Below are 26,470 nucleotides of genomic sequence, written 5' to 3' on the forward strand. Positions count from 1 at the left end.
CCATGCGTGCCCCAGTCAGCTCCCTGCTCGCCGCCCTGTCCGTGCTCGCCGCGACCCTGCCCGCCGCGCCCGCGCTGGCCGCACCGCCGATCGCCAAGTGGCCGGGCAGCGCCGAGATCAGCACCGCCGACGCCTCGAACATCTTCGGCGCCAACCTCAGCGGCCTGGCCTTCCAGGGACCCAACGTGTTGTGGGCAGTGCGAAACGGCCCCGGCACGCTCTACCGCCTGGTGCCGGACGGGTCCGGGTGGCGGCCCGATCCCAGCGGTGGCTGGGCGTTGCGCTACCGCGACGGCCGTGGCGATCCCGATGCCGAGGGCGTGGTGGCCACGCCGGACGGGGTGTTCGCGGCCACCGAGCGCGACGGCGACAACAGCGGGGTGAGCTCGGCGAAGGTCCTGCGCTTCGACCCCGCTGCCGCCTCCCGCACGCTCAACGCGACCGCGGAATGGGACCTCACCGCGGACCTGCCGAAGGTCTCCGCCAACAGCGGGCCCGAGGCCATCACCTGGGTCCCGGACACCGCGCTCACCGCCAGTGGCTTCCGCGACGAACGCACCAAGGCGGCCTATCACCCCGCCACCTACCCCGGCCACGGCAGCGGCCTGTACTTCGTCGGCCTTGAGGACAACGGCACCATCTACGCCTACGCGCTCGACCAGGCAGGCGGCAAGTACACCAGGGTCGCCACCATCCCGAGCGGTCTGCCGAAGATCATGGGCCTGGAGTTCGAGACCGCTACCGGGCGGCTGTGGGCGGTGTGCGACAACACCTGTCAGGGTCGCGCCAGCACGCTGACCGTGACCGGCGGCCGGTTCACCGCCACCGCCGTCCACGAACGCCCGGCGCGGATGTCCAACCTGAACAACGAGGGCTTCGCGATCGCGCCGCCGGAGAGCTGTGCCGCGGGCCGGAAACCGGTGCTGTGGGCCGATGACGGCAACACCGGCGGACACGCCTTGCGCGGTGGCACCCTGCCCTGCGCCGCGCTACCGGGCGTCGGCGGTGCGCACGGTGAGGATTCGCACCATCCGGTCGCCGGTGTGCGGGTCCCTGCCGTGCCAGCAGCGGTAGTTGTCGACGGCCAGGATCTCCCCCGCCTCCGGCCGGAACCGCGGTAGGCCGGGCTGGATCTCCCGCACGGCCTCGGTGAAGACGCCGAGCATGTCGTTGATGTGCTCGGCGTCCGGGTCGCGGTGCAGCGGCAGGGCGCCGTCAGTGCGGCGGACGATCCGGCGGCCGGTGCGGGTGTGCTCGACGTGCCGGGCCACCAGCGGCATCGCGGGCACGCCGCGGATGTCGCCCCACTGGCCGTAGAGGTCCACGTCGGCGCTGGTGAGGAACTCGCGGAGCTCGGGGGTGGCGTGCTCGTCGACGAAGCGGTAGGCGTCGGCGACGAAGGAGTCACCGCCGCTGGGCGCGGGCCGGACGCATTGCACGAACACGAAGTCCTCGTCCGGATCCCTTCTGCGAGTGGGGGTTCCGGCGATGTCGACCACGATGCTGAAGCTGTCGGCGTGCAGGTCCACCGGGCCGCCGTCCTGGCTGGCGCGCTCCCGCAGCGGGAACAGCTGCCGCAGCCGGGGACCGAGCAGGCTGGCCGCGCCGACGATCAGGCCGTCCGCGGTGGCGGGCAGGCCGGTGAGCAGGACCGCGCCATCGGCGGCCAGCGCGGCCCGGGCCCCGGCCACCGCGCTGATGTCATGTCGTTGGGGCAGCACGCCAAGGGCGGTCATCGGGCGAACCTCCGGGAGCTGGGCACCAGGGCCGCCAGGCCCGGTGCGGCGAAGCAGACGACGGCGCAGCCGGCGAGCACGGCGGTCAGGCCGAAGGCGTTGATGGCCGGTGCGATCAGGGCCAGGCCTGCCGGGGCCAGGCCGTAGGAGAACAGGAAGTCCACAGAGGACACTCGAGCCAGCAGGCGCGGGTCGACCTCGCGCTGGGTGGCGGTGAACCAGGGCACGTTGAACAGCTCGATGCCGATCCCGGTGACCACGTAGGCGGCGATGACCACCGCGGGGTGCACGTCGGCGATCAGGCTCAGCGGGGCCAGGCCGTAACAACCCAGCCCGGCCAGCGCGGCCCAGCCCTGCGACCGCGGCCGCCAGCGGGCGATGATCAGCGCGCCGACCAGCGCGCCCGCGGTGTAGGCGGTGAGCGCGGCGGCCAGCACCACCTCCGAGCCGTACCGGTCGCGGCTGATCAGGGGCAGGGCCACGCCGGTGGCGGAGTAGCCGGTGGCGATCACGGCGGTCAGCGCGCCCAGTCCGGCCACGAACCAGGGATGCCTGCGCGCCTCCCGCAGGCCCTCGGCGAACTCGGCGGCCAGGGACGCGCGTTCGCTCGGCGCGTGATCCGCGGTGCCCGGCGGCGGGAGCAGGGCGGCGAGCAGCCACAGCGCGGCGGTGCCCCACAGCAGGGCGGGGATGTCCAGCACGGTGGCCAGCAGCGCGGTCAGGCCCGGTCCGAGCAGGGTGCTCACCCGTACGGCCAGGGTCATCGCCGCGTTGGCCTGCTGGCGGCGGCCGGGGTCCACCACCTCCGCGGTCAGGGCCTGGAACGCCGGGCGGCAAGCGCCCTGGCCCGCGCCGACCAGGGCGGCGGCGATCGCGGTCAGCGTGAGCGACTCGCCGAGGCCCCAGGCGATCACCGGGGTGGCCGCGGCGGCCAGCAGGCCCGACCACAGCACCACACCGCGCCGGGAGTGCCGGTCGGCGAGCACCCCGCCCAGCGGCACCGCGATCAGGAAGCCGACGGTCCGCGCGGCCAGCACGATGCCGAGGGAGACCGCGCTCAGGCTCCGGTCGAGCACGGCCAGGCCGAGGATGAAGGGCAGCGCCCAGGTGGCCAGGCCGGAGGCGGTGGTTCCCGTCCAGAGCCGTAGGAAGGTCCGGTCCCGCAGGACGGTGGCGGTGGACAGGATGCCGCTCCTCAGACTATTGAAAACCGTTGTCGGTGCCCTAGGGTGTTTATCGCAACTCCCTTGCGGTTGCAAGCAGCTCGCAGCACAGCCAACAGGAGGCCCGCTTGCCGCACTACGCCCGGATGGGCTGCGCACTCGCCGCGGTGGTCCTGGTGACCGCGTGCGCGACGCCCGCGGACAGCGCCGCGCCCGCCCAGAATGCCGTCACCGTGTCCAGCTGCGGCCAGGAGCTCCGCCTGGACAAGCCGCCGGAGCGCGTGGTGACGCTGGAGCAGTCCTCCACCGAGACGCTGCTGGCGCTGGGCCTCGGCGAGCGGATGGCAGGCACCGCCTACCGGGTGACCAAGGTCCTGCCCGAGCACCAGGCCGCCTACGACAAGATCCCGGTGCTCAACCCCAAGGCGCTCACCGGCGAACAGCTCCGCGCGGCCAACCCGGACCTGGCGGTGAGCTCCTTCGCGGCCAACTTCACCAAGGACAAGGTGGGCACCCGCGAGGAGCTGCGGACGCTGGGCCTGCCCTCCTACGTCAGCGCGGTCGACTGCCCGAAGGACCTGCCGGGCCTCACCCCGTTCGAGCGGCTGTTCCGCGACTACGAGAACTACGGCAAGGTCTTCGGCGTGCCCGACCGCGCCACCGCGCTGATCGCCCAGCAGCGCGAGGTGGTCAAGCAGGCCGAGGCGGCAGGAGCCGGGCGGGCCGACAAACCGACCGTGGTCTACCTGTACTCGGTGTTCAAGGGCCTGCCGTATGTCGCGGGCCGCAACGGGATGCCCAGCGACATGAGCCGCATCTTGAGCGCTCCCAACGCTTTTGACGACATCGACCAGGCGTGGCCGGAGGTGCCGTGGGAGGAGATCGCCCGGCGCGACCCCACCGTGATCGTGGTCGGTGACCTCGCCGACCGCGGCTCGCCAGGCGACAGCGCCGCGGAGAAGATCAAGATGATGCGCGAGCACCCGGTGGTCTCCCAGCTGAGCGCGGTCAAGCAGAACCGGATCATCCAGGTGCCCGGCATCGAGCTGGACCCCACCGTGCGCAGCGCCAACACCCTGCGCCTGGTGACCGAGGGAATGAAGGCGCTCGGTGTCCTCGGCTGACCTGTTACATCCCAGCGCCCGCTCGCACACCGAACCGCCTGCGGCGAAACGGCCGCGCGGTCGCACCGGCTGGTCCACCGCCGCGGTCTTCTTGGTTCGGCTTGGCCGTCCTCGTGGTCTCGATGGGGCTCGCGGTCCGGATCGGGGTCAGCGGCGTGGGCTTCGCCGAGATCGGCCGCACCCTCGGCGTCCGGCTCGGCCTGCCGGTGACCCCGCTCCCCCGGTTGCTGGACTCGGTGATCTGGGAGCTGCGCATCCCCAGGGTGCTGCTGGCCGCGCTGGTCGGGGCCCTGCTGGCGGTCTGCGGGGCCGCGCTGCAGGGCGTCACCCGCAACGCGCTGGCCGATCCGTACCTGCTGGGCGTGTCCAACGGCGCCTCGGCGGGCGCGGTGGTGGTGGTCGTCCTCGGGGCAGGCGCGGGCGCGCTCGGGGTGACCGGCGGCGCGCTGGCCGGTGCGCTGCTGTCCTTCGGGCTGATGATGCTGCTGTTGCGGCGCAGCGGGATGCACACCGCGCGGATCGTGCTCACCGGCGTGATCGTCGGTCAGCTATTCGCCGCGATCACCTCGCTGATCCTGATGGCCTCCGCGGATCCGGACACCACCAGGGCGATCACCTACTGGCTGCTGGGCTCGATGGCCTCGGCCCGCTGGGACGCGGTGCTGGTGTGCGCGATCGCGGGTGCGGTGGGCCTGGTGGTGATCTGGTTGTGCGCGGGCGCTCTGGACGGCTTCGCCTTCGGCTCGGACACCGCCGCCTCGGTGGGCGTGGACGTGCGCACCACCCGGCTGGTGCTGCTGGTCGCCACCGCGCTGCTGACCTCGGTGGCGGTGGCCTCGGTCGGCGCGATCGGCTTCGTCGGCCTGATCGTGCCGCACGGCGTGCGTTTCCTGGTCGGCCCGCTGCACCGGGTGCTGCTGCCGTTCACCGCGATGGCCGGTGCGGTGTTCCTGGTCTGGACCGACGCGCTGGCCAGGGTCGCCTTCGCGCCGCGTGAGGTGCCGGTCGGGGTGTTCACCGCGCTGGTCGGCGTGCCGCTGTTCCTGCTGGTGCTGCGCAGGCGGGGCGAGCTGTGAGGATCAGCGCCGAGGCGGTCACCTGGTCGGTGCCCGGCCGCACGATCGTGGACGACATCACCTTCACCGTCCACTCTGGACAGACGGTGGGCCTGATCGGCCCCAACGGCTCCGGCAAGTCCTCACTGCTGCGCTGCCTGGCCGGGCTCCGCGCGCCCAGCGGGGGCAGGGTGCGCTACGACGAGCAGGACATCTCCGGCTGGAGCGTGCGGAAGATCGCCCAGCACATCGCCTTCGTCGAACAGGCCACCGAGACCGAGAGCGACCTGCGCGTGGCCGACGTGGTCGCCCTGGGCCGCACCCCGTTCCGCCCCGGCTGGCGGGCGGCCGGCGCGACCGACCACGCGATCGTCGAGGCCGCGCTGGACCGGGTCGACCTCACCGACTTCCGGGACCGGCACTGGAAAACCCTCTCCGGCGGCGAACGCCAGCGCGCCCACATCGCCCGCGCCCTGGCCCAGCAACCGTGGGCGATCCTGCTCGACGAACCGACCAACCACCTCGACATCCGCCACCAGCTGGACCTGCTGGACCTGCTCTCCACCACCGAGCAGACCGTGCTGACCGCCCTGCACGACCTGTCCCTGGCCGCCCGCTTCTGCGACCAGCTCGTGCTGCTGCACCACGGCAGGCTGGTCGCGGCCGGGTCGCCGCCGGAAGTGCTGACCGCGCAACGGCTTGCCGAGGTGTTCGAGGTCGACGCCGAGGTCGGGCGGGACAGCGCGGGCAACCTCGCGGTGGTGTACCGGGGCACGACCGACCGCCTGCGCACCGCGCCGAGCGGCGCCGCCCGTTAACAGAATCCGGCGAACTCCGAAAGCTTGTGAATTCTCCAGTTTTGGCCACTATGGCTCTGGCATGCCCACGACCTGGGGAGGAAGCGCATGTCCGGACTCCAACTACCGCTCGACCGGCCCAACCCGCTGTCGCTGGCGCCGCAGTACCAGGCGCTGCGCCGCGAGGCGCCGCTGGTGCGGGTGACCACCCCGGCCGGTGATCCGGCCTGGCTCGTACTCGGCTACGAGGCGGTGAAACAGGCCTTCACCGACCCCCGCTTCGGCCGCTCGCACCCCGATCCGGCGCAGGCGGCCCGGTTGTCGCAGTCGGCGATGGGTGGCGGCGCCAGCGGCGACTACGAGACCGAGCAGGCCGAGCACGCCCGGCTGCGCACGGTGCTGACCCCCGCGTTCGCCGCGCCCCGGATGCGCCGCCTGACCGACCGGATCCACGAGCTGACCGAGGAGTGCCTCGACGACCTGGCGGCCGCGGGCTCGCCTGCCGACCTGCACGAGCTGGTGTCGTTTCCGTTGCCTGCGCTGGCGATCAGCGAGCTGCTCGGCGTGCCTGCCGCGGACCAGGACCACTTCAGCCGCCTGTCCAGGAACCTCGGCCTCATCGACGACGGGGCGGCCAGCCAGGCCGCGTTCGGCGAGTTCGTCGAATACACCTTCCGCCTGGCCGCCGCGAAACGCGCGAACCCGGGTCCCGACGTCATCTCCGACCTGGTCGCCGCGCAGGCCGGCGATGCCACCATCACCGACGAGGTGGTGGCCCAGCTGGTCATCGCGCTGCTGTTCGCCGGTCACGAGACCACCGCGACCCGCATCGACTTCGGCGTGCTGTACCTGCTGTCCGAGCCGTCCCGGCGGGCAGCCTTCGCCGCCGACCCCGAGGGCCAGGTCCAGTCCACGGTGGAGGAGATCCTGCGCCTGTCCGCGCCGCACGGCCTCGGCCTGGTCCGCTACGCCCGCGAGGACGTGGAGATCGGCGGCATCACCATCAGCCGCGGCGACCTGGTGCTGGTCTCCAACGACTCGGCCAACCGGGACGAGACGGTGTTCGCCGACCCCGAGGAGTTCCGCCCCGACCGCAAACCCAACCCGCACTTGGCCTTCGGCGGCGGCAGGCACGTCTGCCTCGGCCTCAACCTCGCCCGCATCCAGCTCCGGATCGTCTTCCCCGCCCTGTTCCGCCGCTTCCCGGCCCTGAGCCTGGCCACCGACCTGGACGACATGCCCCTGGTCACCGGCGACCTCACCGGCGGCGTGGAGAAGGTGCTCGTGCGCTGGTGAAGATCCGCATCGGTGTGGCCGTTCGCGCCACACCGATGCGGTCCTCTGCTGCGCTAGTTGCAGATGGAGGGTGCCATGACCTCCTGCGGGCTGCCCCAGCCCGCGCACCGGTAGGTCGAGTGCCCGTACCAGTTGTGCCCGAACTCGTGCGCGGCGAGCAGGGCGCCGTCGCCGACTCCGCGCATGAACAGCGCGATCCGCTGTCCCCGGCCCCAGTTGCAGCCGACGACCCGGGAGCCGCCACCACAGTTGGTGATGTAGCTGTTGGTGCACTCCACCGGCGTGCCAGCACCCTCGGTCAGCCCGCTCCACGCGGCCGCGCCCCGCCTGATCGTCGCGGCGTAGGGCTGGCAGGAGCTGGTGAGGTGGAAGCTGCGCCGGGTCGGCGCGGGCCAGGCCAGGATGCCCGCGGCCGGCTCGGCGGCGGTGTCGCGCTGACCGGGCTGGACGTCGATGACCGAGGTCGGGTGGCCCAGGGAGGCGTCCGCCTGCGGGTTGGCCATCGGCAGCGCGGCCGAGGTCGCCTGACCTTCGAACACGACACCCGCCTGGGTGGCCGGGCCCAGGAACGCCATGGCCGAGACGGCCGCGGCTATCAACCCGTACCGAAAGATGAGCTTACTGATCATAGCGATGTCCTCACTTGCAGGGTAAGTGCGGCAATGCTGGAAAGAGGCCCAAGAAGGACCTTTTCCGAATTTCCATGCCCGCCTATTCGTTCACATATGCATACTTCTGCATACCCCCCGTTCGGCCTGTTCTTTTCGACGAATCCGGCGACCGGTGGCCGAGACGGAACCGCTGCTCAGGCCAGGTCTACGGCGGCGACCGTCGCGCTGTCCGCCCTCGAACCCACCGATCGCGGGATTGCCGGAAAGCCCGGCGGTACCGACGTTGGCGGGGATTCAGCCAAACGGTTGGCGCAAACCGGCGAGCGGGCGCCGGTCAGTTCGTCAATAACATGGTCCGGGGATGGCTTCGATCTAGTCGGCGACAGGCGACTGCCCACGCCGACAACCAGCACAGCCTCGGCGTTGATGAACTGCACCGCCCCCTTCGACTGGAGCAGCCGTGGCACGCTCGCCCATAGCGCGTCAGGACACCACCCGCGCCCTGTCCGGCACCGCACCTAGCGCCGCGGCCGGCACGGCAGGCCCGGTCGAGCCGAGCGCGACGACGGACAGCTTCACCAGTCCGTCCACGCATCGCCGCAGCACCTCGATCGCGACAAAGGCGGTCCCCAACGTTCAGGTACACCAGCGGCCGTCCGCGCGATGCTGACAGCAGGGACGGCCGAACTCCCGGCGGTCACCAGCCGGGAGCGGGGCAGCCAGGTCGTCGGCTCACCGCTGGGTCATCACCGCACCCAGCGCGTGCCCGCGGCGAAGACGACCTCATGACCGGCGCGGACCGCGGCCAGTGCGATTGACACCGAGGGATAGGTGTGACTATGAGCTGCCATCGCGGCGAACAGCAAACGCGCCCACTGCCCTGACCACAGTGGACGGTCCACATACCCGGAATTGGCGCTCTACAACACACTCACTGAGGGCTACCCGCGGTGGGAGGACGCCGAGCGCCACCGGCCAAGGTGACTCCCCCCTGACGATGGTCAAGAAGTCTCTGGATGCCCCCGAGAGCTCATGACCTGCCGCGACAGCGCATCCTCCAATACCCGGATATATCCAGACACACCACGGCCCTGCGGGAGAAGTTGCTGATCGCGCGGCAACACCTCGTCGATCGCATCGGTTGCGGCGTGGGCGGCGTGCCAGGTGTCCACGATCATGTAATCGGCGCGGGCGACCAGTGCTCGCAACGTTGGGGTCGCTACCTTGTCGCTGTTGCCGGTCACTGTCACTGTCTTAGGAACCTGCATCCGCTGCAGTCGCTCGCGGAAGTGACCGACGGCCCCAGCCTGAAGGGTGTAGATACCGATCTCGCGTGCGGCAAGGTTCGACCAAATGGTGTCGGCTCCGCTGATCGGTACGGGAGCCGACGTCGTGGGTAGGCCCGCGTGCTCAGCCAAGTGGTCGATCTCGGTTCGTTGCCGCAGGCTCAGCCGTTCCGCGGGGAAGTCCCGGATCTGCCCAAGTACGGCGCTGACGACGCTGATCAACGCTCCGCGTTCCGGCGCCGAGGTATCCATCAGCAGGTCAACCAGATCGATAGCCCAGTCAACCACGCTGGGGGCAGCGATCTTCGCCCACAACTTGCCCGCGCCCTGCACCGCGTTCGCGTAGCGCTCGGGGGACGGGCCGCTCTTCAGGATGTTGCCGAGCAGGTCCAGGTAGGCGTGACGGACCGGTCCGCTCACGTTCTGCTGACTCGCGAGCACATCGAGCACCAGTTCGCAGAACTGCGCCAGATGTGGACTGGCCGTCGCGCGTGCCGCCGCCAGGCAAAGTAGGTCAAGTGCAGCGACGACTCGCTCCTGATTAGTGACCGTGGCTGCATCGAGCAGATCTTCCGCAGCCCGTTCGGCCTCGGCAGCAGTAAGCGTCGTCAACTCGGGCCAGTCATGGTGGCTGGCCCGCAGGACGCGCTCGGCATCCGGCCAGGGACCGACCGCCACTCGACGCAGCCACGCACCCCAATCCGAACAAGTGGACTCGATGAGCCCTCGCAAGCTATCGAGGTCCTGCTTGGTGCGACGCGTCAACGCGGGCAACCGACCTGCTGCGCGGAAACGCTCAACCTCCGTGAGCACCGCCGCCGCATGCTCAGTGTCGTTGCTATCCAAGACAGCGTGCACCGCCGCGATGGAGGTGCCCGGTTCTGGGTTCTTGAGATACGTGTGGATGACGTTGCTGAACTGGCCACCAGCAAGCAGTTCGTGCAGGTTCGCGTCCGGACTCGCACTGGGCTGCGTGGCCTTGTGCCGTGCCAGCAATCGTTCGAGGTCCTGGCGTTCATCAAGGGTTGTCGCCTCAAGGATCCGGGCGAGTCGCCGCTCGTCGCCCGCCGTGGCCGCAGCAATCACCGCGACCTTGCGGCCGAGCGCGCCACCGGGCACGTCCACAGCGCCGATCACCGTGCCGAACTGTGAAATCAGGTCGGCCTCGGCGGCGATCTCTGTCAGCGACCGATCGGCGCCTACCGCGGAGATGTCGACCTGCCAGATCATCTCCAGCAGGAGTTCGTTGATCGCACGCGGCCTGCGGGCCTTGAGCAGGTCGCGGAAGTAGGGCAATTGCCGCAGCTCCGACCAGCGGCCGAGGCGTCCGTGCAATTCGACCGTGAGGAACCGCAAGTTCTCCGCGCTCAACTGCCCGCTGAGCCGGAGATCCGCCAGCGCGGCGCTTGCCTCCGCTGCGTTGTGCTGCAGCAAGGCGAGGCGAAAATCCCGGAGCCTGTGCAGGTGGGGAACCAGGGTGGGTCGCGGCCGGGCGTCATTCGACACGACGGTCGACACTGCGGTCCGGACCCGATCCACCAGCTTCTGTTGTTCAGCGACCCGGTGAACGTAAGTCAGGTGTCTTGCCCCAGCGGCCACGAGTTGTAGGTCGATCGATTGCAGCTTGCCCAGCCGAGTGCTCGCCAACGCCGCCGTTGTCGGTCCGAGAAACGCATCGAGCACCTCCCGGCCGCGGCGCTGTCCCTCGAGATCGGCCGACACCAGGTAGAAGCCCTGGGGCTCGCGCTCATGCAGAGGCATGACTACCCACTCACCGGGCGCCCCGGTGAGTTTGCGGAGTTGCTCTTCGATCAACACTTCGAAGCTGTCTTGGAAGGCCTTGTACACGCTGAGATCGCCCGCGCACTGGCGCAGTTCGTCCACACTGATCACAGAAGCCCTCCGAACCGGCTGTACGCGTCCATCCTGGCTTGCGCGACGTAGGCCGGGTCGGTCTTCAGCTCCACGTCCTCTTCCAGGATGTGGATGCCGTTGAACGTGATGTTCATGCTCCCGGCCAGTGCATAGTCGTCTCCGGTCACCGCCTTCGTGTGCCTGGTCCGGGGCGAGGCCTTGTCAATCGTCACTCTGTGCGCGACGTCGAGGTCTTCAGCCAGCGTCCGTACCTGGTACTCGAACGCCTCGTTGTGCTTGTCGGTCGTGGTGCCGACGACCACGTGAGTGCCTCGCGCGGCGAGCGTGATCACGATCTCGGCGAGCCGGACCGGGCGGCGCCCAAACCGCGACAGCACCGGGTAGGTGCCTGCCGAGTTGTCAATCAGGTCCACATTGCTGATCCATGGCGATACCAACCACAGGCACCTGCTCGGCCGCACCAACTCGGCGGTGAACAGGGCGACCAGCAGGTCGAAGACCTCAACCGAACTCTGCACCCGCGACTTGCGGACGACCCGGTTCACAGCGCCTCCCGCAGCAGCACGCGGACCTCGACAGAGTGGGTATTCTCGCGCAGCCCGACGGTCACCGGATGCACCAGCAGGGCGCCCACCTCGATCGGCCGGGTCTGCAAGTCAAGCAGCACCGATCGGAGCAGGTCCCGCTCCGACTGCCGCACTGCCAACACCACTTCGCCCAGGTCCACCAGCAGTGTGTGCACCGACACGCGAGTCTGCTCGTCCCAAGTGGACAGTTCGACGACGTCTGGAGCGAGCCGGACATGCTCGCGGATCAAGTACGGCGCGATCTCCGGCACAGTCCCGTACAGCGACGACGGCGAGCCGGGTGCCTTGCCCCACGGCCACAGCACGTTGCTCACCGCCCTGGCCCGCCTGGCCTCCTCGGTTTCCGTGCCGAGATGCAGTAGTGCGTCGATGCTCTTGTCTGCGGCAACGAGCACCCCGAAGGTCTGCGGGTCCACCGCAAGCTGGGCCGAATCGGTGATCTGGTCGCGCAACTCCAACCAGGACCTGAGCAGGGAGACCAGGTCCGGGTGCGCGCCGGGACCCGCGACCCGGGTGCTCAACGCGGAGCGGGCGGGGCCGTCGAGCACGATGTCGTTCTCCCGGGCGACCCGCTCAACCTCTAGCACGGCATCGCTCACCGCCTCGTGCCCATTGCGCCAGGCTCGGCGCAGTGCGTCGAGGCTGGCCGACACCTCCGGTGACGGTGCGCACAACAACGCGGACAGTTGCTCGTCGACGATTTCCACGGAACTGGGCAGCATCGTGTCCTCGAGCGCACGGCTGAACGCGTTCGGGTCCTGCGCCAGTGCCCGTTGGAATGCCTCGATCTGACCAGTGCCACCCGGCGAGCGCTCCGACAGCCAGAACCGGTCGTCGTGCTCAGGATCTAGGTCAACCATTACTTCGTCAGGATCGATGCCCGGACAGCAGGCCGCCAACGCGTCCAGAACCAAGTGGGCTGCGGTCACCGTGTAGGTGCGGCGCCACCAGGTAACCCACTCAGGCGATCGGTCGACGGCGAGCACCTCAGCGACTGCCTCGCGCACTGCCGCGACGACATCGTGGTCGGTGAGCCACTCCCGCCAGCTCGCCGCGCCCGTTGCGTCGTCTTGCGCCTTCCCGACGATACCCAGAGTTGCAGCGGCCGAGATCAACGCGATTGACCAGTCTTCGCTCTCACGCAGACCAGGCCCGCCAGCGTGGGAGTGGATGACCGCAGCCACAAGGATCTTCACCAGCGACTCGCGGTCGAAGACCGTCATAGTCTTCGGCAGATCCGCCTCGACGAGAACGGCGTACCGGAGCCTAGTCGTCCGTTCCGTGGGTGTGGGCTCGCCGGGTTCGACGGGGACCTTGACCACTGCCTCCAGCGCGTCACAGTGCAGGTCGACACCGATCGCGGCGGGTACCCACTCGGCACCGCCGATGCCGAACTCGAGCTGAACCGGCTCGGCAGTGGGATTCCACAGGGTGCCGTGCGCGGTACGCGCGAACCGGACCGCGCGCACGCCGCCACCCTGAACGTGCAGGTGGGCAGTCAGTTCCGCGAGCAGCCGCTCCGCACCTCGACCGAGTCGGATCCCATTGCCCGAGCCGAGTCTGCTGACGTGGAACTCCCAGTCCGGGGTCATCGACGACGCGTCCTTCACGTCGCGGTCGACTGCTTCGAGTGTCGCGCTCACGGGCGAATAGACATCGACCGCTGTGTCACCCGCGTCGACGCGGTCGACGAACCTTGCCTGATATGCCGTGGTCACATCCACCCGACGCCGTGGTTCGCCGGGGGCCAGAGCCGGCAGCGGGATCCAGTGCCGCTTGTTGTCGGCGTGGACCCCGAAATGCCTGCTCACGTTTCCCGGACAGAACTCGCGCAACGCGCGGAGCGCCGGCAGGTGCTCAACCTCGTTCTTCCCGCGCTGTCCCGGCACGGTGAACTCCACATCCGGCACCAACAGGTCGTCGAACAGGTTGCCTGGAACGAAATCGCGCAGCGGGGTCCGGGTTTGCAGACCGTTGTCCATGCCGACCGGTTCGCCTTGCCAGTTGTCCTCGAGCCTGCGCAACATCGTCGGGATGACCGCGACCAGCAGAGGGCGAGGCGAATCCCACAACAAGGTGTCAACGATGGACTCAGCCAGGTCGTCGTGACCGAGTCCGAGGGCGTGCTGCAGGTGCCTGCGCAGCATGCTCCGCTTAGTGCCGCCCTCCAGTAGCTGGCGCAGTTCGGCCTGCAGTCGCAACTGACGTTTCTCGGTTGCCGCCTGTGCGGAGGCGTTGTTCGGGAACAGTTGGGCCGCGGAACCTGAGAGGTCGGTCCAGGTCGACTCCCGCTCCTTGTACCGCAACTCCATCGCGAGCCAGTCCAGCAGCGCGTACACCGCCTGGATGCGCAGGACGTAGAGGTTCTCCACCGGGATCGTGCGCGGCGGCAACTCGGGGTCGAACATGGCGTCATAGGCGTCCCACGCCTGCCGGTCACGGCCCCAGTCGCTCAACACGACGACGGTCCACGGCCGGGTCTGCACGCTTCGGCCGGCGCGCCCCTTGCGCTGCAGGAACTGCGCGGCGTCGTGCGGAGCCTTGTGCTGGATCACCGCGCCGACCTGGTCGTCGTCGAAGCCGACCTCCAAGGTCGCCGTGGCCACCACGACCTGTGCCGAGGTGGCCACCCCTCGGTCCTGCGAACTGGTCCGGCCGATCCTCAGCGACCGGTCGGCCTCGAGCTCATGGCCGAGGATGTCGGGGAGCCACCACCGCTGCCCTGTCTCCTCGCGCGCAGCCTCCGGTTCTCGGAGGTCTGCCTTCAACCTGCTCTGTTCAGCTGACCTAAGGTGTGCCAGGGAAGTGGGCTGCCTCGACGGGATGCCAAGCCCTTCCGCGTCGTACAGGTCCCAGTACAGCCGGTTCGTGCTGTCCAACTTGTCGGTGAACACGAACACCTTGCTGCCGAAGACACCCTCGGACGACAGGGCCGGATTCATGGCGTCGCGAACCGGATTGTCCAGGCATCGGGCCAGCACCATGGCCGACTGGATGCTCAGGGACAGCGGCCCTGTCCGGGAATGCGGGTTGTGCCGCAGAGCGACCAGGTACTCAGCGCCGGTGACTTCCATCTCGCTCGGCTGAGGGTGCACCGCTTGCACTGTGGACGGCGCCAGGTTGACCAAACGGGCCAGGAACGACTCAGGGGCACGCAGAGTAGCGGAGAGCCCGACCCAGACCGGGTCGCGGCGCAACCGGTGCTTGAGCCTCCGGAACAGGATGGCGTTCTGCGCGCCGCTCGGCCCCTCGTAGGTGTGCACCTCATCCAGCAACACCGCAGCGAGCGGCGCAGCGCCCGCCGTCCCCGGAGGGGGCACCACACCGAATGCCACCAGGTTCCCCGGTGCCGACAGTTGCCGGTTGAGCGACTCCGTGGTGGTCAACATGACATGCGCGGGATTCCGCTGTGCGCTGTCGCGGGTCAGCCGAAGCAAGCCCCCGTCAATGCAGGCGCGGCATTCATCGTTTGTGCACTGCAGGCTTTCGCGGGCAGGCCTGGCCAAGATGTCCGAGCCGCGCCAGACAAGATCGCTGTTGCAGTGGAGGCAGCGCAGGTACGGACAGATGTAGTCTTTTCCCTTGCGCTGCCACACGAACTTGACACTGCGCGCGTCCGCTGGGGTCGGGCCGAACCACGTCGCCACGCTGAGCGTCGGCCCCGCGCCCGCGTGCGCCGCGGTCTCCAGGTGCCGCAGCAGAGCGCGCAGTTGGTCCTTGAGCAGTTCATTGCGTGGGTACAGAGCCAGGGCGAGCGTGCCGGGGGCGCGCTGTTTGGTTGCCCGGTCGGCGAGCCACGCCAGCAGTGGGAGGTAGAACGCCAGTGTCTTCCCACTACCCGTTCCGGCCGTCACGATGACCCCGGCCGGGCCGTTCCCGCACAAGGCCTTCAACACGTTCTCGGCGCTGCGCTGCTGGAACCCGGAGATCTGAGGTGGCGCGATGGCCCGCGCGACCGCCTCGCCCGCTTCATCGAGGTACTGGCGGGCGCCAGCGAGCGCCTTGTCCGCAGGCAGGTCCCGCTTCGGGCGCCGGCGTGGCCGGTGCAGGAAGCGGTGATCGAGCACGAGGGGCTTGCCTTCGGTGACCCGTTCGTGACGGAACGCTTGGCGCAACGTCGCCATCAGCCGCACCGTCTCAGCGCTGCGAGTGCGGTAGCCCTGGTTCGGCGTGCGCACCACCAAGGCCTTCTCCTCCAGACGTGCCAGCACGTCTGGGTCGGCCTCGGTTTCATCGAGAATCTGTTGGATCTCCTTGGCAGTCCACTCTGCCCCGACTGCCCCCCAGGCGAGCAACTCGGCCTCGCGTAGTTCCAGCCGCGACAACGCGTCCAGATCACGTCGGAGTTGTTCGTCAACCACGGTTCTGCCCTCGCCCCCTACTTGCGGACTGCCGGACCGCGACAATGCGGAACTCCCCGGCGACCCCATTCGCCGTGAGCCAGGACACTACCGCTGGGGTCAGCGCGGACAGTTCGACCCCCTCGCTCCGGGTCGCGGCGTTCACGAAGGCATGGACCTCCTCGGGCAGCCGGGTCGCCAGCCGGTCGAGCGCCGCGGCCGCGGTGGCCACGATCTCCATCGCTTTCTCGTCTGGCAGCGCCGTTTGCACCCTGGACAGGGCGGTCAGCGCGCTCTCCACCTCCGCCGCGATCTCGGCGAGCCCGAGAGCCGCCCTCGTCACGTGGACGAGGCCGCCCAAGTTCGCGCTGCTTCCCGTCAACCGGCCGACAAAAGCGCCCCACGCCGACTTCACCTCGGCCTCGAGTCTCCCGACCAAGCTGTCCAGTTTCTTCTCCGCCCCCTTCCACGGACGGTCCTCAAACGACTTGCGCACGGCCGCCACCAGGTTGAAGACGTCATCTGGCAGGTTCGTGCCTGGCCACCACTCGCTCCGGCCGACCTCGGCGGCCGCAACCAGCCTGGTCACCCTGCGGGTCAACCTGGTCAGGTCGATGTCCACCTGCTGCAGCTGGTTCATCCGGTCCTGCATAGCTTTCTCGTCGCTCGCTCGGTTCACCATCTGCGTCGCACGGGTGAGCCACTCAGGCAACTGGCTAGACATCGACGACACCCGCCTTATTACCCAGTGCCAGCAACGACTGGCTCAGGTCGTCCAGCTTCGTTCGCACGCGCTGTTCCAGTTCTTCCACGTCATTGGATTCAGGGGTGCTCCGCCGGCACTCTTCCTCGGTCCGCGCCACGGCCTCGCGGACCACTCTCATCGCTTCGGCGGCCCGGATCATCGCGCCGGCCCAAGACTGGACGCGGACGGCGTTGTCGAGGACGTCGACCGCGGCCGGCGGACGCCAGGTCAAGGGGAGGTGGTCCGGAGTGCTGCGGAGGACCTCAAGGGAAGACAAGAACGCGTTCTTTCCGTCGGCGGGCCGGAAGAACCCACTTTTCACTGCTTGCCTACCCAATTCCTCCGCAGGTGCCACCACTGCCCGAGGCTTGACACCCTCGAGCGCGTCGGTCAGCGTGGCCTGCGCTTCGATGACCGATTCCATGAGTTCGGCCCCGGCCTGTTGAATGGCGGTAAGCAAGCCCTTTGCGTTTTTGGCCAACTGCGGCACGATCGCTTGCATGTCCTCCACTACGGCCCGGAGGAACGCAGTCGGAGCCATAACGGCATCGAGCAGGTCCGTCTCGAGCGTGACGAAGTCGACCAACTGGGGGTCGCCTGTGCCCTGGCGCGCGCTGGCGAACCCGGCGACGATGTCAGTGATCATGCGGTCGTCCAACAGCGCCCGGGCGGCCGCGGCCGCGTCTTCCCAGCTATCGGCGACTCCCAATGGCACCGCCTCGGCGAGCGCATCCCCCAGGGTGGTGAGATCCCGTGGATCCGCCCCACAACACATCAACGCGATCGCCCGAACGCCAACGGCGGCCCGTGCCAGCTCCTTCGCCCGCACCTTGGCGAGAAAACCAGTGCGAACCTGCTCGGCCCAGTCGTCGAGCCGGGTCTCCAGGCTGAGCATGAGGTCGTGTGGCTCGAGGCCCCTGGGCCACTCCCAGTTTCCGCTGTACCGATCCCAGTGCCCATGGTCGGCATACCACTTGGCGGCAGCAAGGACCTTGACGTCCTCGGAACTGCGTTCGAGGGTGAAGGTGATGCTGCCCGCGCCTGCCCGCTGGCCATAGGCATCAGGACCGAAGTAGAACGACGTCTGCTTGAAGTAGTTGCCGAACAGGTCGTCGATGAGGCCGCTCGACCGGCGGTGAACGAGATCACGATCCAGGTCAAGCCGCGCAAGAACCAGTGTGTACAGAATGGGGCGATACATCTTGACGTCCCGATCCGACAGTTGTGATCCAGTCTCCCACTGGAACAGCGATTGGAGCGGGCTCGGCAGCGACGGCTTTTGCGGCGGCGAGTTCGTCGGGACGACGCCAGGTTGGGCACGCGAAACTGGCTTCGCAACGACAACAGGCCGCGCCTGTTCGACCGGATCCGAACCGGACTTGTCCGCTAGGCCGAAGGCCTCCAGCACCACGGGATTCGGGTGTTGCTCGGCGCCCCACAACACCGCGGCTCGGAAATACCGATCACCTTCCTCCCCGGTCCTACCGTTGAGCAACGCCGACTTCGGCAACTTGTGCTGGTGGTCGAACCGGGTGAAGGCACGCTCATGCGGGAAGGTTCCCCGCCCCAGGTGCGCGTACGCCTCAATAAGGGTATCGGAAACGCACTCGTTGATGTCACTGCGCGGCGTCCTGGGTTTGTCCGGAGTAGTAGGTCGCTCCAGTGCTCGTTTCAGCGCCGCCTCGTTGTACGGATAAAGACCGACCTGGCCCAGGCCGTCGATCTCCACGGTGCCGAATCCAGCGTGGCAGCGCGATCGCATCGGGCATGGTGCGCCGTCCGGACCACTGTCGCAGGCGTTGGGCAGCCAAGTGTCGTCGTCCCGATCGGCACGGCGCCACAACGTGTCGACCCGGTCGTTGCCCAACCGCACCAGGTTGAGGTAGCGCGCGATGAATGCCTCACGCTGTGGCAAGGCGTCCTCGGAAACCGCGAACTGATGGGTGATCCGGGTGCCGACCGTACGGACGATTTTCTTGAACGGGCCGTCCGTGACAGCGAAGACGGCCCTCAACGGCGCCATGTCCTCGCCTGGCTGGGTGGCGAACTGGTCATACAACTCACCGCCGATGAGGCCGAACTGAGCGAGGTCCTCGAACAGCAGGACCAACTCCCTGCCCTTGCTGCGCAGGGTTTTGCGGGCCTCGCGGAAAAGGTCGTCGAGGTTCTCGCCATCGGGCGCACGCAGTCCAATGGCCGCGGACAAACCGTGTTGGACGGCCTGGTTGAGCACTTCCAGCGCTTGCTGGGGCTCGTGGGAGACCACGTCCCACAGTGCGGCCAGCTCATCAAACTTGGCGACCGCGCCGCGGACGCCGGGCTTGCCCAGCGGAAGGTCACTGCGCTGGAACTCGACTGTGTCGCGCCGGGACACCTTGTCCAGCAGCGAATTGACGATGACGTCGAGGGTTCCGCCGGGCTGCAGGAGCGTCTCGTTTACCTTGGTCACCTGCAGCAGATCGGCCAGGCCATGTCTGCGCTTGCCGCTTGCGTCCGGCACGCCCAACAACAAGTTGCGGTCGATGCGGGCATCACGCTCTTCGTCCGTCTCGTCCGGATGGGCCTGTTCTGGTTCGAGTGTCCAGGTGAGAGCAAACCGCGTTTCCTCCAGCAGTCGGTCGCGCAACTGCTCCGGGCTAGTTCCGGCAACCGCGTTCTCCACCCGGGCCAAGAGCTCGCTGCCGCCGGCGGTGGGCAGCCCATCGACGATGCTACGGAGAAGGTCGCGGATGGTCTGTACAGCGCGGGGCACGTACAAGACGTGGCAGTTGGCCAGTTCCGTGGGCCAGTGAGCATGTACCCAGCGCACGACATGGCTCTTGCCTGCTCCGGACTCGCCGGTCACCGCGATCAGGGTGTTGCGATTAACGTCGCCCAACCCAGCCCGTAGCGCCCGCAACACGTCCCGCTCGGAGCCGTCGCCCTCGGCGATCTCCACTCCACTCAGGTGGGACAGGACCATCGGAGTGTGCGCGGCGAGGAACAGCGCGTCGGCATCACTGGGCAGCGCGCCGATGTCGGAGTAGACAGTGCTGCGGACCGATTCCGCCGTCCAGCAGCGGAATCCCTTGAGCGTGGTCATGTTGCCTCCAGGACCCGGATGTGACTGACGACGCGGTCCCACTCACCCAACCGCAAGACCACACTGGATGTGGCGTCCGCAGTAGCCAACAACTCGATCTTCTTGATGTGTGCGAGCTTGTTCAACGCGAGCGCGAGAGAACCACCGACATAAGCCGTGTCAGGGGGCTGCGGGAGTCTGGCAGCCAACCGTGGACTCAGTACCGGTACCAGCTCTTGCGCGTGGTGGAGCCACTGGTTCGCTTCCGCATGGCGAGGCAGCGCCGGCAACACATGGCGCAACGCACGGGAGCAATCGGGGGCCAGCAGTGGCTTCCGGCCAATCTCGGTCGCCGCCACGAGGCCAAGCGTCCTAGCCCACCGAGTGAACTGCGGCCACTGGGAACTGTTTCCGATCGCGGACTCCATCTGCGCGGTCTTCACCACCGCTTCGGCCTCGGCCCAAGCGGTGGGGAGCCGCTCGTACGGGTCGAGGGCACACCACCACGCAAGCCCCATCGCCACGTCCGAGGGCTTCGTCCCGGACTCCAGGTCCGCGATCGCAGTGGACCCGATGGCTCGCAATACGGCCGAATAGAAGGCGTTGGTTCGTTCCGGCGAGTCGACCAACAGCCCGGTGTTGGCGTTCGGGCCAAGCGACCACACTTCAGGGGAGTCCCCGCTCGCGGTCACCATCCCCAGGTGCTCCCCCACCTTCAACGAGGGCAGCAATGCGGTTTCCTTGGGACTACTCTGCCGCACCAGCAGTTCCGGCTGTAGGTCGCGTTGCAACTCGACGATGGTCCGCCCTCCTGGACGGGAGCCGAGTCGGCGACAGATGATCAGTAGTGCCTGCGCGCTTGCGCGGACATGGGTCTTGAGGAAGTCCACGAGATCAGTCTCCGAGAATCTGCAAGGCGATGTTCGCATCGAGTGCACGCAGGTCCCTCACCACGTCCTTGCCGTCGATCCTGGCATCCGACGGGACGAGGAGGATGTCCACGGGCGGCCGCGCCGGATCTCGGGCTCGCAGCCGAGTGGCGCGGTTGAACCAGGAAGCAGTGATCCGCACTCCGGGTGGGTAGACGACAAATACGCCGCGCGGGGTGAGCGCCCAGGGAGATACCGGTGCGGGGTCGACGAACAACCTGTCCCCGGCACCGAACTCGCCGACAGGACCAGCCAGGTGCCTGATCCCCCGCCGGACGAGCGATTTCGCCAGGCGAGGGGCGATCGCCACGGGATCGGCGGCGGCAAGAACGATCAGTCCCGGGTAGGTTTCGGCCGCCGATACCAGGTCGTCGAGGTTGAGGTCTTCCTCGCCCAGTACCCACTTCTGCAAGGGGCGCGGGGCAGGATCACCGGGCGGCGCGACCCTGTCCTGCCGACACTGCGGACAGCGACCGCACTTTGCCTCAGGTGCGACCCACCGAGCCGCATCGCCGTGCCGTTGCCAGACCCGTTCATCCGGTTGGTAGGAGTCCGCGATGCCAGCACACGCGGAGACCTCGCCCGTGACCACGCGACGCATGATGGTCAGCGATGCCTTAGATCGCTTCCACTGTTCTCGCTGCCAAGGCCTCCAGTGAACCTTCCAGAATTCCTCTTCGCCAAGGTCGGACCGGATCGGCTCGACAGCCACCCAGTCCGGTCGCGCCTCACCTTCCCCGCGCAACTCGAGGAGGTCGTCGAAGTCGACCCGGCGGTGTTCGACAGCACCCAACTCCACCAGGCCCTGCACCAGTTGCACGTTCCACTTGCGGTTGTAACTGCCCTCCTCGGCCGCACCGCTGCTGCCTTCCAGGTCAAGGAAGTGCCCGTGCGGGAGTTCCGTTCGGTGTGCCCACAGGTCGCGCCAGCGCCTCTGCGCGACCTCGGCTGACAGGACTTTCGTGGCAAGCTGTGCGGCTTGACGAAGATCCTTGGGACCGGTCAGCAGGAAGCCCGCGCACGCGTGACCGTCTCGACCGCCACGGCCCAACTCCTGGTACCACCGGTCGACGGTCTCGGGCAGACAGGCGTGCACCACGGTACGGATATGGGCGTAGTCGATGCCCAGGCCGAACGCGGAGGTGGCCACTACCAGGTCGGTACGCGCGGGTTGCTCGGGAGTGCTTCGAAGAGCGGCCAGCACCTGGGCGCGGTTGTCGTTGGTCGTCTTGCTGCTGACAACGGACAATCGTTGATAGCCGGTCTCGCGGAGTCGCGTCGCCCATCGGTCCGCATCCTCCGGACTGGTGACATAGAGAATGGCCGGACGCGGCACGTGGGCGAGAGTCTCCAAGACCTTGGCGTCCCTGTCCTCGGTGCTCCCGGACTCGGCAAGCCACACGTCGGGTTCCTGGCGCAGGGCGTTCGCCGCGATAAGCGCGGTCGGGCCAGGGGATCCAAACAACAGGTGCAGATCGTTGAGTTCCGCTGCGCCAAGAGTCGCGCTGAGCAGCAGGGTCACCGGGAGCCGGACGGCCGCCGACTTCGCTTCGTCCAACAACTCTCGCCTGAGACTGGCCAGGGTACGAAACTCCGGCCGGAAGTCGCGTCCCCACTGGGTGACCAGATGAGCTTCGTCGATGACCAGCCCGCTGAGGCGGCCGCGTCCCGCGGCCTGCTTCAACGTATGGCTCAGCGACCGGGTCACCGACTCCGGCGAAGTCACCAAGATGCGCTGCCTGCCCTCAGTGACCGCGAGGCGAATGCGCTGCCTCGTGTCCTCAGGGGTATCGGCGGTCCAGGCGAATACGAGGTCGTCTCGGTTGATCCGCTCGTTCCGGCTCGCATAGTGGTCGCGGAACCGTCGCTCGAAGTCCTGCGCCAACGCTACGGTCGGCACGACGATGAGGCAGACGCTGTACTTCCATCGCTCGGCGAGACACAGGGCGACCTCGGTCTTGCCGGAACTGGTCGGCAGCATCGCGGTGATCGTGCTACCCGGAGCTGCGGTCATCGCGGCGCGCACGGCAGCCTGCTGGCCGGGTGTCCGGTACGACGTGAACCCGGTGATGTCAAAGAAGAACGGATCGGCAGGGAGGCCGGCTTGACTGAAGCGGGCCTCACCGGGAGTACCGGCGAGCGCAGCGCCGTCTGGTCCGCCGCTGTGCTTGTCGGCAGTGTCAGCAAGCCAGGTGGGCTGCCACGCCATCGCCTGCCAGTGGTCCGGGGTGCGCTCGACCAAGTCCGCCGCCTTCGCCGCCCGTAGCCGAGAGGACAGGCTGGGTGAGGTGATCACGTGCTCCAGCCGGTTGTCCGCCCGGCTCCACCGGCGTACCAGGTGCCGGATAAGGACAGCGACGTCCAGATCACTCCCGTCGTCCGGCACGCGACACAGATGGGCGACCCGCGAGTACAGGTCGTCCGTGAAGGAGTCCGCGCCGGTTGCAGGATCCAGCAGGACCGCACGGAGTTGGTCTTCCTCAAGGGGGCGCAAGGACTTGGTCGCCGATCGCCTCATGACGCCGGCCAGAGCACGACCCCGCCACATGCGACGACCGACACTGCCGGGCGGATGATGCCTTTCACGAGCGCCGCACCCAACGCCTCCTCCCGATCCATGTCGTGCTTGGCACCCTCCCGCTCAGCTGCCGTGGGCAACCGGTGCGACCGGGCTAGCAGGACTTTGAGTCGGGCGTTGACTTCCACCTCGGCTCGCCGCGCGGCCTCGGCTGGACGTTCAGTCAGCCCTGGATGCGCACGCAGGTGTTGCTCGGCGAACTGGTAACTTGCCCGGCACTGGCCTGCCCAGTCCGGCAACGCACCCAGCACATGGGCCCAGTTCGGCCCACGCAGCACGTGGTCGGCGCCCTCGGTGAACGGCGTGTCGAGCACATCGGCGGCCAGGCGCGGATTGGCCACGCCATCGATGCTGGTCCAGGTTCGAATGACCTCCGGGGGAAGCAGTGCGTCACCTCGCCTGCGCAGGCGTCGTCGGACCGCAGGGGTCTCCGCGTCGAGGTGCGCCGCGTCGAACTCCACCAAGAAGTCACAGGCCAACCACAATTCGGGGAGTTCTACCGCACTGGTCTTGCGGACGATCGCCCTGGTACGGCCACGTTCGTCCATACGCAGGTGCTGATCGAGCCAATCCACCAATGGTTCGCCGATGCGTAACAACGGTTTCCGCTCGGACACCGCCACATCCCGAGCGTAGGCGCGTGAAGTGCCGAGGAGCGGAATGACTTCTTGGGAGGCGGCCTCGGAGAGTCCGGGCACCCGGCGGGCTTGAGCGTGTCCGGACTTGCCGTTGCCGACCTCGAACCGCACCAGCCCATCCGGCTTCCCGTCGACGGGCTTGAGCCAGATCCCGCCCCGCCGTGACGAGGTCAGTCGTTTGAAAGCCGCACGAAGTCCGGCGGCGTCGTCGTCGGTCGCAGTCAACTCGGCCATCCCGGCGTCGTCGAAGTCGGTAGCGGTGGTGACCGACTCCAATTCCTCCAGCAAGTCGACCTGTTCCCGTTCGTTCTCGAAGTCCGTCCTCAGCGCTTGCAGGTCGGGGGCCAGTGCCTGGCTGCCGCGCTCGATCAAGGAGTCGATCATGTCGGCCCGCATGCGGTTCAGTCTGATTTGCAGTGTGGCCACCGAATCGGCGAAGATCCCGACTCCGTCACGAAGCAACTCGACCTGCCGCGTCTGCCAGTCGCTGTCCGGCTCCTCGAACACCACCACCTCGGCCCGATCGCCGCGTTCGGTGAACCGGTCGAGTCGACCGATCCGCTGCTCCAACCGGTTGACGTCCAGCGGCAGGTCCAGATTCACCAGCACTTGCGCCCGCTGCAGGTTCCGGCCCTCCTCCAGGGTGAAGTCGCCGACGAGCACCTGCACGACCCTAGACTCCAGAAAATCCTCCACCGCGGTGTTCCGGTCCAGCCGGGACATGTTGACCAGGTGACCGCGGACCTTGCCAGCCCATCGGTCGGACGCTGCCGCCAGAAAGTCCGCGACGACGGCCGTTGCAGTACCGACGACCACGACCTTATGCCCGTCGCGCACCCGATCGTCGACAACGTCGAGCGCCGTTCGCTGCCTTGTTCCGATGTCCGCCATGGCGAGTCGCGCAGCGGTTCGCTCTGCGAGGGCACGCAGGTGGGCGGGTGGGCCGGCCGCCGGGTCCACTGCCAAGTCATTCCGAAGGTAGTGCGCCAACGCCTGCGGTCCGGCCAGGGCGACGTTCACCACCTTCGCGAACTCCTCGCCATCGTCCGAACCGGTCCACCGTTCCCGCAGGCTTTCCAAATATTGGTCAGCGATCTCTCGAGCCGGGTCGGCGAGTTGGATGTAGGTTGCCCGCCGTCCGGCGACCGGGTAGCCGCGCGCGGACTCGCCGCCCCGGCGGTGGCGGATCATCCGCCTGCTGATCCGATAGGTCTCCCGGACGTACTCAGCCAAGGTCCGCCATACTTCGATGTCCGATTCATCGGCTGCGCGACACTGTTGCGCCATCCGGGCGAAGACCTGATCCGATCCGTGCAGCGACTCCAGATCTGCGAGAGCGTTGCGGCGCTGTCGGGGTGTGGCGCGCCGCAGCCCCAGCACGCGCACACTGTTGGCCGAGGACGCACGGTGCTCCATCCGCTCTCGCAACGCCGTCTCGTCGGCGATGGGGAAGGCGACCGGGTCGATAAGGTTCAACAGCCCCAGGAAGGTCGTCAGGTCGCCCCGCATTGGGGTAGCCGACAGCAACAGCAATGCACGGGTGCGCTGCAGCAACTCCCATATCCTCGGGGCCTCCCGCAGTGGACGGATCGTCTTGTGCGCTTCGTCGACGATCACTAAGCCGTAGCGGCCCAGGTCCTTTCGGTGGGGAAGTTCCTCGTGCCGAGTGATCAGAACTCGGCGCTGCTCGATGGCAGTGCCGAGAGCCAAGCGCTCGGTCAGTTCCTCCTGCCATTGCTCAACGAGCGTGGCCGGCACAGACACCAGTGCAACCATCTTGGGATCGTCGAGCAGCAACTGCCGTAGCACGAGTCCAGCCTCGATGGTCTTGCCCAATCCGACCTCGTCAGCAAGCAGATAGCGCATGACCGGGTCGCCGAGCACACGGGCCGCGGTGTCCAGCTGGTGCTGGTAAAGCTTGATCGGTGCGGACATCGCAGCGGTCAGGCCCCGGGAGGCACCGCGTTGGCGGACCAAGTGCTCGAAGAAGTCTCTGCGGGTCGTGTAGTACTCGGGAGAGTCGCAGAGTCCGGTCGCCAACGCCTCGACCGGGTCACACAGCGGCCTGTTCCAACGCACCATCAGGCGAGCGCCCGGTAGTCGCACATCCGTACCCGACCCGCTGACCCGAACCCAGTACTCGCTGAAGCCAGTTTGCGCGACGATCTCGGCCGCGACCCAACCGTAGTGGGCACCCTTGATCCACACCGGGGTGCCGAGCGAGAACCTGGGAAAAGTGATCTGCTCAAGCGGGACGACGACCCGCTTTTCCGCCACTCCAGGTATATCGACGTAGACGACCTGCGCACCGTTCGGAAGCTTCGCTTTGCAGAACCCGAAGCCTAGACCGTTACCTTCGACTTGGACCCAGTTCCCGACATATCTGCTCGATGGCGAACTCTTCAGCAAACCCGCGCGCCCGTTCGACATGGTGACATCACCTCCATCCTAGCCACTGGACCTGCGGTTCACCGCCGAGGGTCCGCAGGGGAAACGGAGCGCGGATAGGTGGACCACCGAGTTCCGCTATTCGTCGTGCCCGTGCGGACGATCTTCACGTCGTAGGTCGCCGGCGGTTCGTTACGGACAGATCGCTGATGCCGATAACATTCGGCGAACATGCTGGCCACAGCACGTCGGATTGCCGCG

16 protein-coding genes and 1 pseudogene are annotated in these 26,470 nt (G+C 67.9%); 5 read left to right on the plus strand and 12 right to left on the minus strand.

Annotated features, from left to right (window positions below; genetic code table 11):
• Positions 1 to 2 precede the first annotated feature (2 nt).
• Positions 3 to 1,121, plus strand: a complete 1,119-nt coding sequence (locus M8C13_RS00525) for a hypothetical protein (protein WP_252478396.1) — start codon at positions 3 to 5, stop codon at positions 1,119 to 1,121.
• Here the strand turns inward: M8C13_RS00525 and M8C13_RS00530 are convergent.
• Positions 1,086 to 1,736 (minus strand): annotated as a pseudogene (locus M8C13_RS00530) (hypothetical protein); the annotation flags it as partial. The gene M8C13_RS00525 and the pseudogene M8C13_RS00530 overlap by 36 nt on opposite strands.
• Positions 1,733 to 2,902: an MFS transporter gene (locus M8C13_RS00535; RefSeq protein WP_252478880.1), complete on the minus strand. Its 1,170-nt coding sequence runs from the start codon at positions 2,900 to 2,902 to the stop codon at positions 1,733 to 1,735. The gene M8C13_RS00535 and the pseudogene M8C13_RS00530, both read right to left, overlap by 4 nt.
• A 125-nt stretch (positions 2,903 to 3,027) precedes the next feature.
• Between M8C13_RS00535 and M8C13_RS00540 the strand changes: the two genes are divergently transcribed.
• The 4 genes from M8C13_RS00540 (at position 3,028) to M8C13_RS00555 (ending at position 7,171) form a co-directional block, all read left to right on the plus strand.
• The gene (locus tag M8C13_RS00540; RefSeq protein ID WP_252478397.1) at positions 3,028 to 4,023 is read left to right on the plus strand and encodes an ABC transporter substrate-binding protein; all 996 of its coding nucleotides are present in this window, start codon (positions 3,028 to 3,030) and stop codon (positions 4,021 to 4,023) included.
• Between the two features lie 101 nt (positions 4,024 to 4,124).
• The gene (locus M8C13_RS00545) at positions 4,125 to 5,099 is read left to right on the plus strand and encodes an iron ABC transporter permease (RefSeq protein ID WP_252478398.1); all 975 of its coding nucleotides are present in this window, start codon (positions 4,125 to 4,127) and stop codon (positions 5,097 to 5,099) included.
• Positions 5,096 to 5,896: an ABC transporter ATP-binding protein gene (locus M8C13_RS00550; RefSeq protein WP_252478399.1), complete on the plus strand. Its 801-nt coding sequence runs from the start codon at positions 5,096 to 5,098 to the stop codon at positions 5,894 to 5,896. Before M8C13_RS00545 ends, M8C13_RS00550 begins: the two co-directional genes overlap by 4 nt.
• Positions 5,897 to 5,983: 87 nt before the next feature.
• A complete protein-coding gene (locus tag M8C13_RS00555; protein ID WP_252478400.1) occupies positions 5,984 to 7,171 on the plus strand; it encodes a cytochrome P450 in 1,188 nt (395 codons plus the stop codon).
• A 53-nt stretch (positions 7,172 to 7,224) separates the two neighbouring features.
• Here M8C13_RS00555 and M8C13_RS00560 read toward each other — a convergent pair whose 3' ends face one another.
• The 10 genes from M8C13_RS00560 to dpdE all read right to left on the minus strand — a co-directional run bounded on the left by M8C13_RS00560 (position 7,225) and on the right by dpdE (position 26,251).
• Positions 7,225 to 7,800 (minus strand): hypothetical protein, encoded by a 576-nt coding sequence (locus M8C13_RS00560; RefSeq protein WP_252478401.1) that lies wholly within the window; start codon positions 7,798 to 7,800, stop codon positions 7,225 to 7,227.
• Between the two features lie 465 nt (positions 7,801 to 8,265).
• Complete coding sequence (locus M8C13_RS00565) at positions 8,266 to 8,415, minus strand: hypothetical protein (RefSeq protein ID WP_252478402.1); 150 nt, start codon at positions 8,413 to 8,415, stop codon at positions 8,266 to 8,268.
• A gap of 368 nt (positions 8,416 to 8,783) precedes the next feature.
• On the minus strand, positions 8,784 to 10,961 hold the full coding sequence (dpdD, locus tag M8C13_RS00570; RefSeq protein WP_252478403.1) for a protein DpdD: 2,178 nt from the start codon (positions 10,959 to 10,961) through the stop codon (positions 8,784 to 8,786).
• Positions 10,958 to 11,488 carry a phospholipase D-like domain-containing protein DpdK gene (gene dpdK / locus M8C13_RS00575; RefSeq protein WP_252478404.1) on the minus strand — a complete coding sequence of 177 codons (531 nt, stop codon included), beginning with the start codon at positions 11,486 to 11,488 and terminating at the stop codon, positions 10,958 to 10,960. Before dpdK ends, dpdD begins: the two co-directional genes overlap by 4 nt.
• Complete coding sequence (dpdJ, locus tag M8C13_RS00580) at positions 11,485 to 15,891, minus strand: protein DpdJ (protein WP_252478405.1); 4,407 nt, start codon at positions 15,889 to 15,891, stop codon at positions 11,485 to 11,487. Before dpdJ ends, dpdK begins: the two co-directional genes overlap by 4 nt.
• Positions 15,884 to 16,594 carry a hypothetical protein gene (locus tag M8C13_RS00585; protein WP_252478406.1) on the minus strand — a complete coding sequence of 237 codons (711 nt, stop codon included), beginning with the start codon at positions 16,592 to 16,594 and terminating at the stop codon, positions 15,884 to 15,886. The genes dpdJ and M8C13_RS00585 overlap by 8 nt, the downstream gene beginning before the upstream one ends.
• The gene (locus M8C13_RS00590) at positions 16,587 to 19,697 is read right to left on the minus strand and encodes an ATP-binding protein (RefSeq protein ID WP_252478407.1); all 3,111 of its coding nucleotides are present in this window, start codon (positions 19,695 to 19,697) and stop codon (positions 16,587 to 16,589) included. Before M8C13_RS00590 ends, M8C13_RS00585 begins: the two co-directional genes overlap by 8 nt.
• Positions 19,694 to 20,566, minus strand: a complete 873-nt coding sequence (locus M8C13_RS00595) for a hypothetical protein (protein ID WP_252478408.1) — start codon at positions 20,564 to 20,566, stop codon at positions 19,694 to 19,696. Before M8C13_RS00595 ends, M8C13_RS00590 begins: the two co-directional genes overlap by 4 nt.
• A 4-nt stretch (positions 20,567 to 20,570) precedes the next feature.
• Positions 20,571 to 23,123, minus strand: a complete 2,553-nt coding sequence (gene dpdF, locus M8C13_RS00600) for a protein DpdF (protein ID WP_252478409.1) — start codon at positions 23,121 to 23,123, stop codon at positions 20,571 to 20,573.
• The gene (gene dpdE / locus M8C13_RS00605; RefSeq protein WP_252478410.1) at positions 23,120 to 26,251 is read right to left on the minus strand and encodes a protein DpdE; all 3,132 of its coding nucleotides are present in this window, start codon (positions 26,249 to 26,251) and stop codon (positions 23,120 to 23,122) included. The genes dpdF and dpdE overlap by 4 nt, the downstream gene beginning before the upstream one ends.
• Between the last annotated feature and the right edge of the window lie 219 nt (positions 26,252 to 26,470).

The sequence above is a fragment of the Crossiella sp. SN42 genome, assembly GCF_023897065.1.
Classification (GTDB): domain Bacteria; phylum Actinomycetota; class Actinomycetes; order Mycobacteriales; family Pseudonocardiaceae; genus Crossiella.

Excerpts from the sequence above, each read along its gene's own strand:
- M8C13_RS00555 (WP_252478400.1), top strand. The coding sequence starts at position 5,984 with ATGTCCGGACTCCAACTACCGCTCGACCGGCCCAACCCGCTGTCGCTG.
- M8C13_RS00585 (WP_252478406.1), bottom strand. The coding sequence starts at position 16,594 with ATGTCTAGCCAGTTGCCTGAGTGGCTCACCCGTGCGACGCAGATGGTG.
- dpdE (WP_252478410.1), bottom strand. The coding sequence starts at position 26,251 with ATGTCGAACGGGCGCGCGGGTTTGCTGAAGAGTTCGCCATCGAGCAGA.
- M8C13_RS00525 (WP_252478396.1), top strand. The coding sequence starts at position 3 with ATGCGTGCCCCAGTCAGCTCCCTGCTCGCCGCCCTGTCCGTGCTCGCC.
- dpdF (WP_252478409.1), bottom strand. The coding sequence starts at position 23,123 with ATGAGGCGATCGGCGACCAAGTCCTTGCGCCCCCTTGAGGAAGACCAA.
- M8C13_RS00560 (WP_252478401.1), bottom strand. The coding sequence starts at position 7,800 with ATGATCAGTAAGCTCATCTTTCGGTACGGGTTGATAGCCGCGGCCGTC.
- M8C13_RS00590 (WP_252478407.1), bottom strand. The coding sequence starts at position 19,697 with ATGACCACGCTCAAGGGATTCCGCTGCTGGACGGCGGAATCGGTCCGC.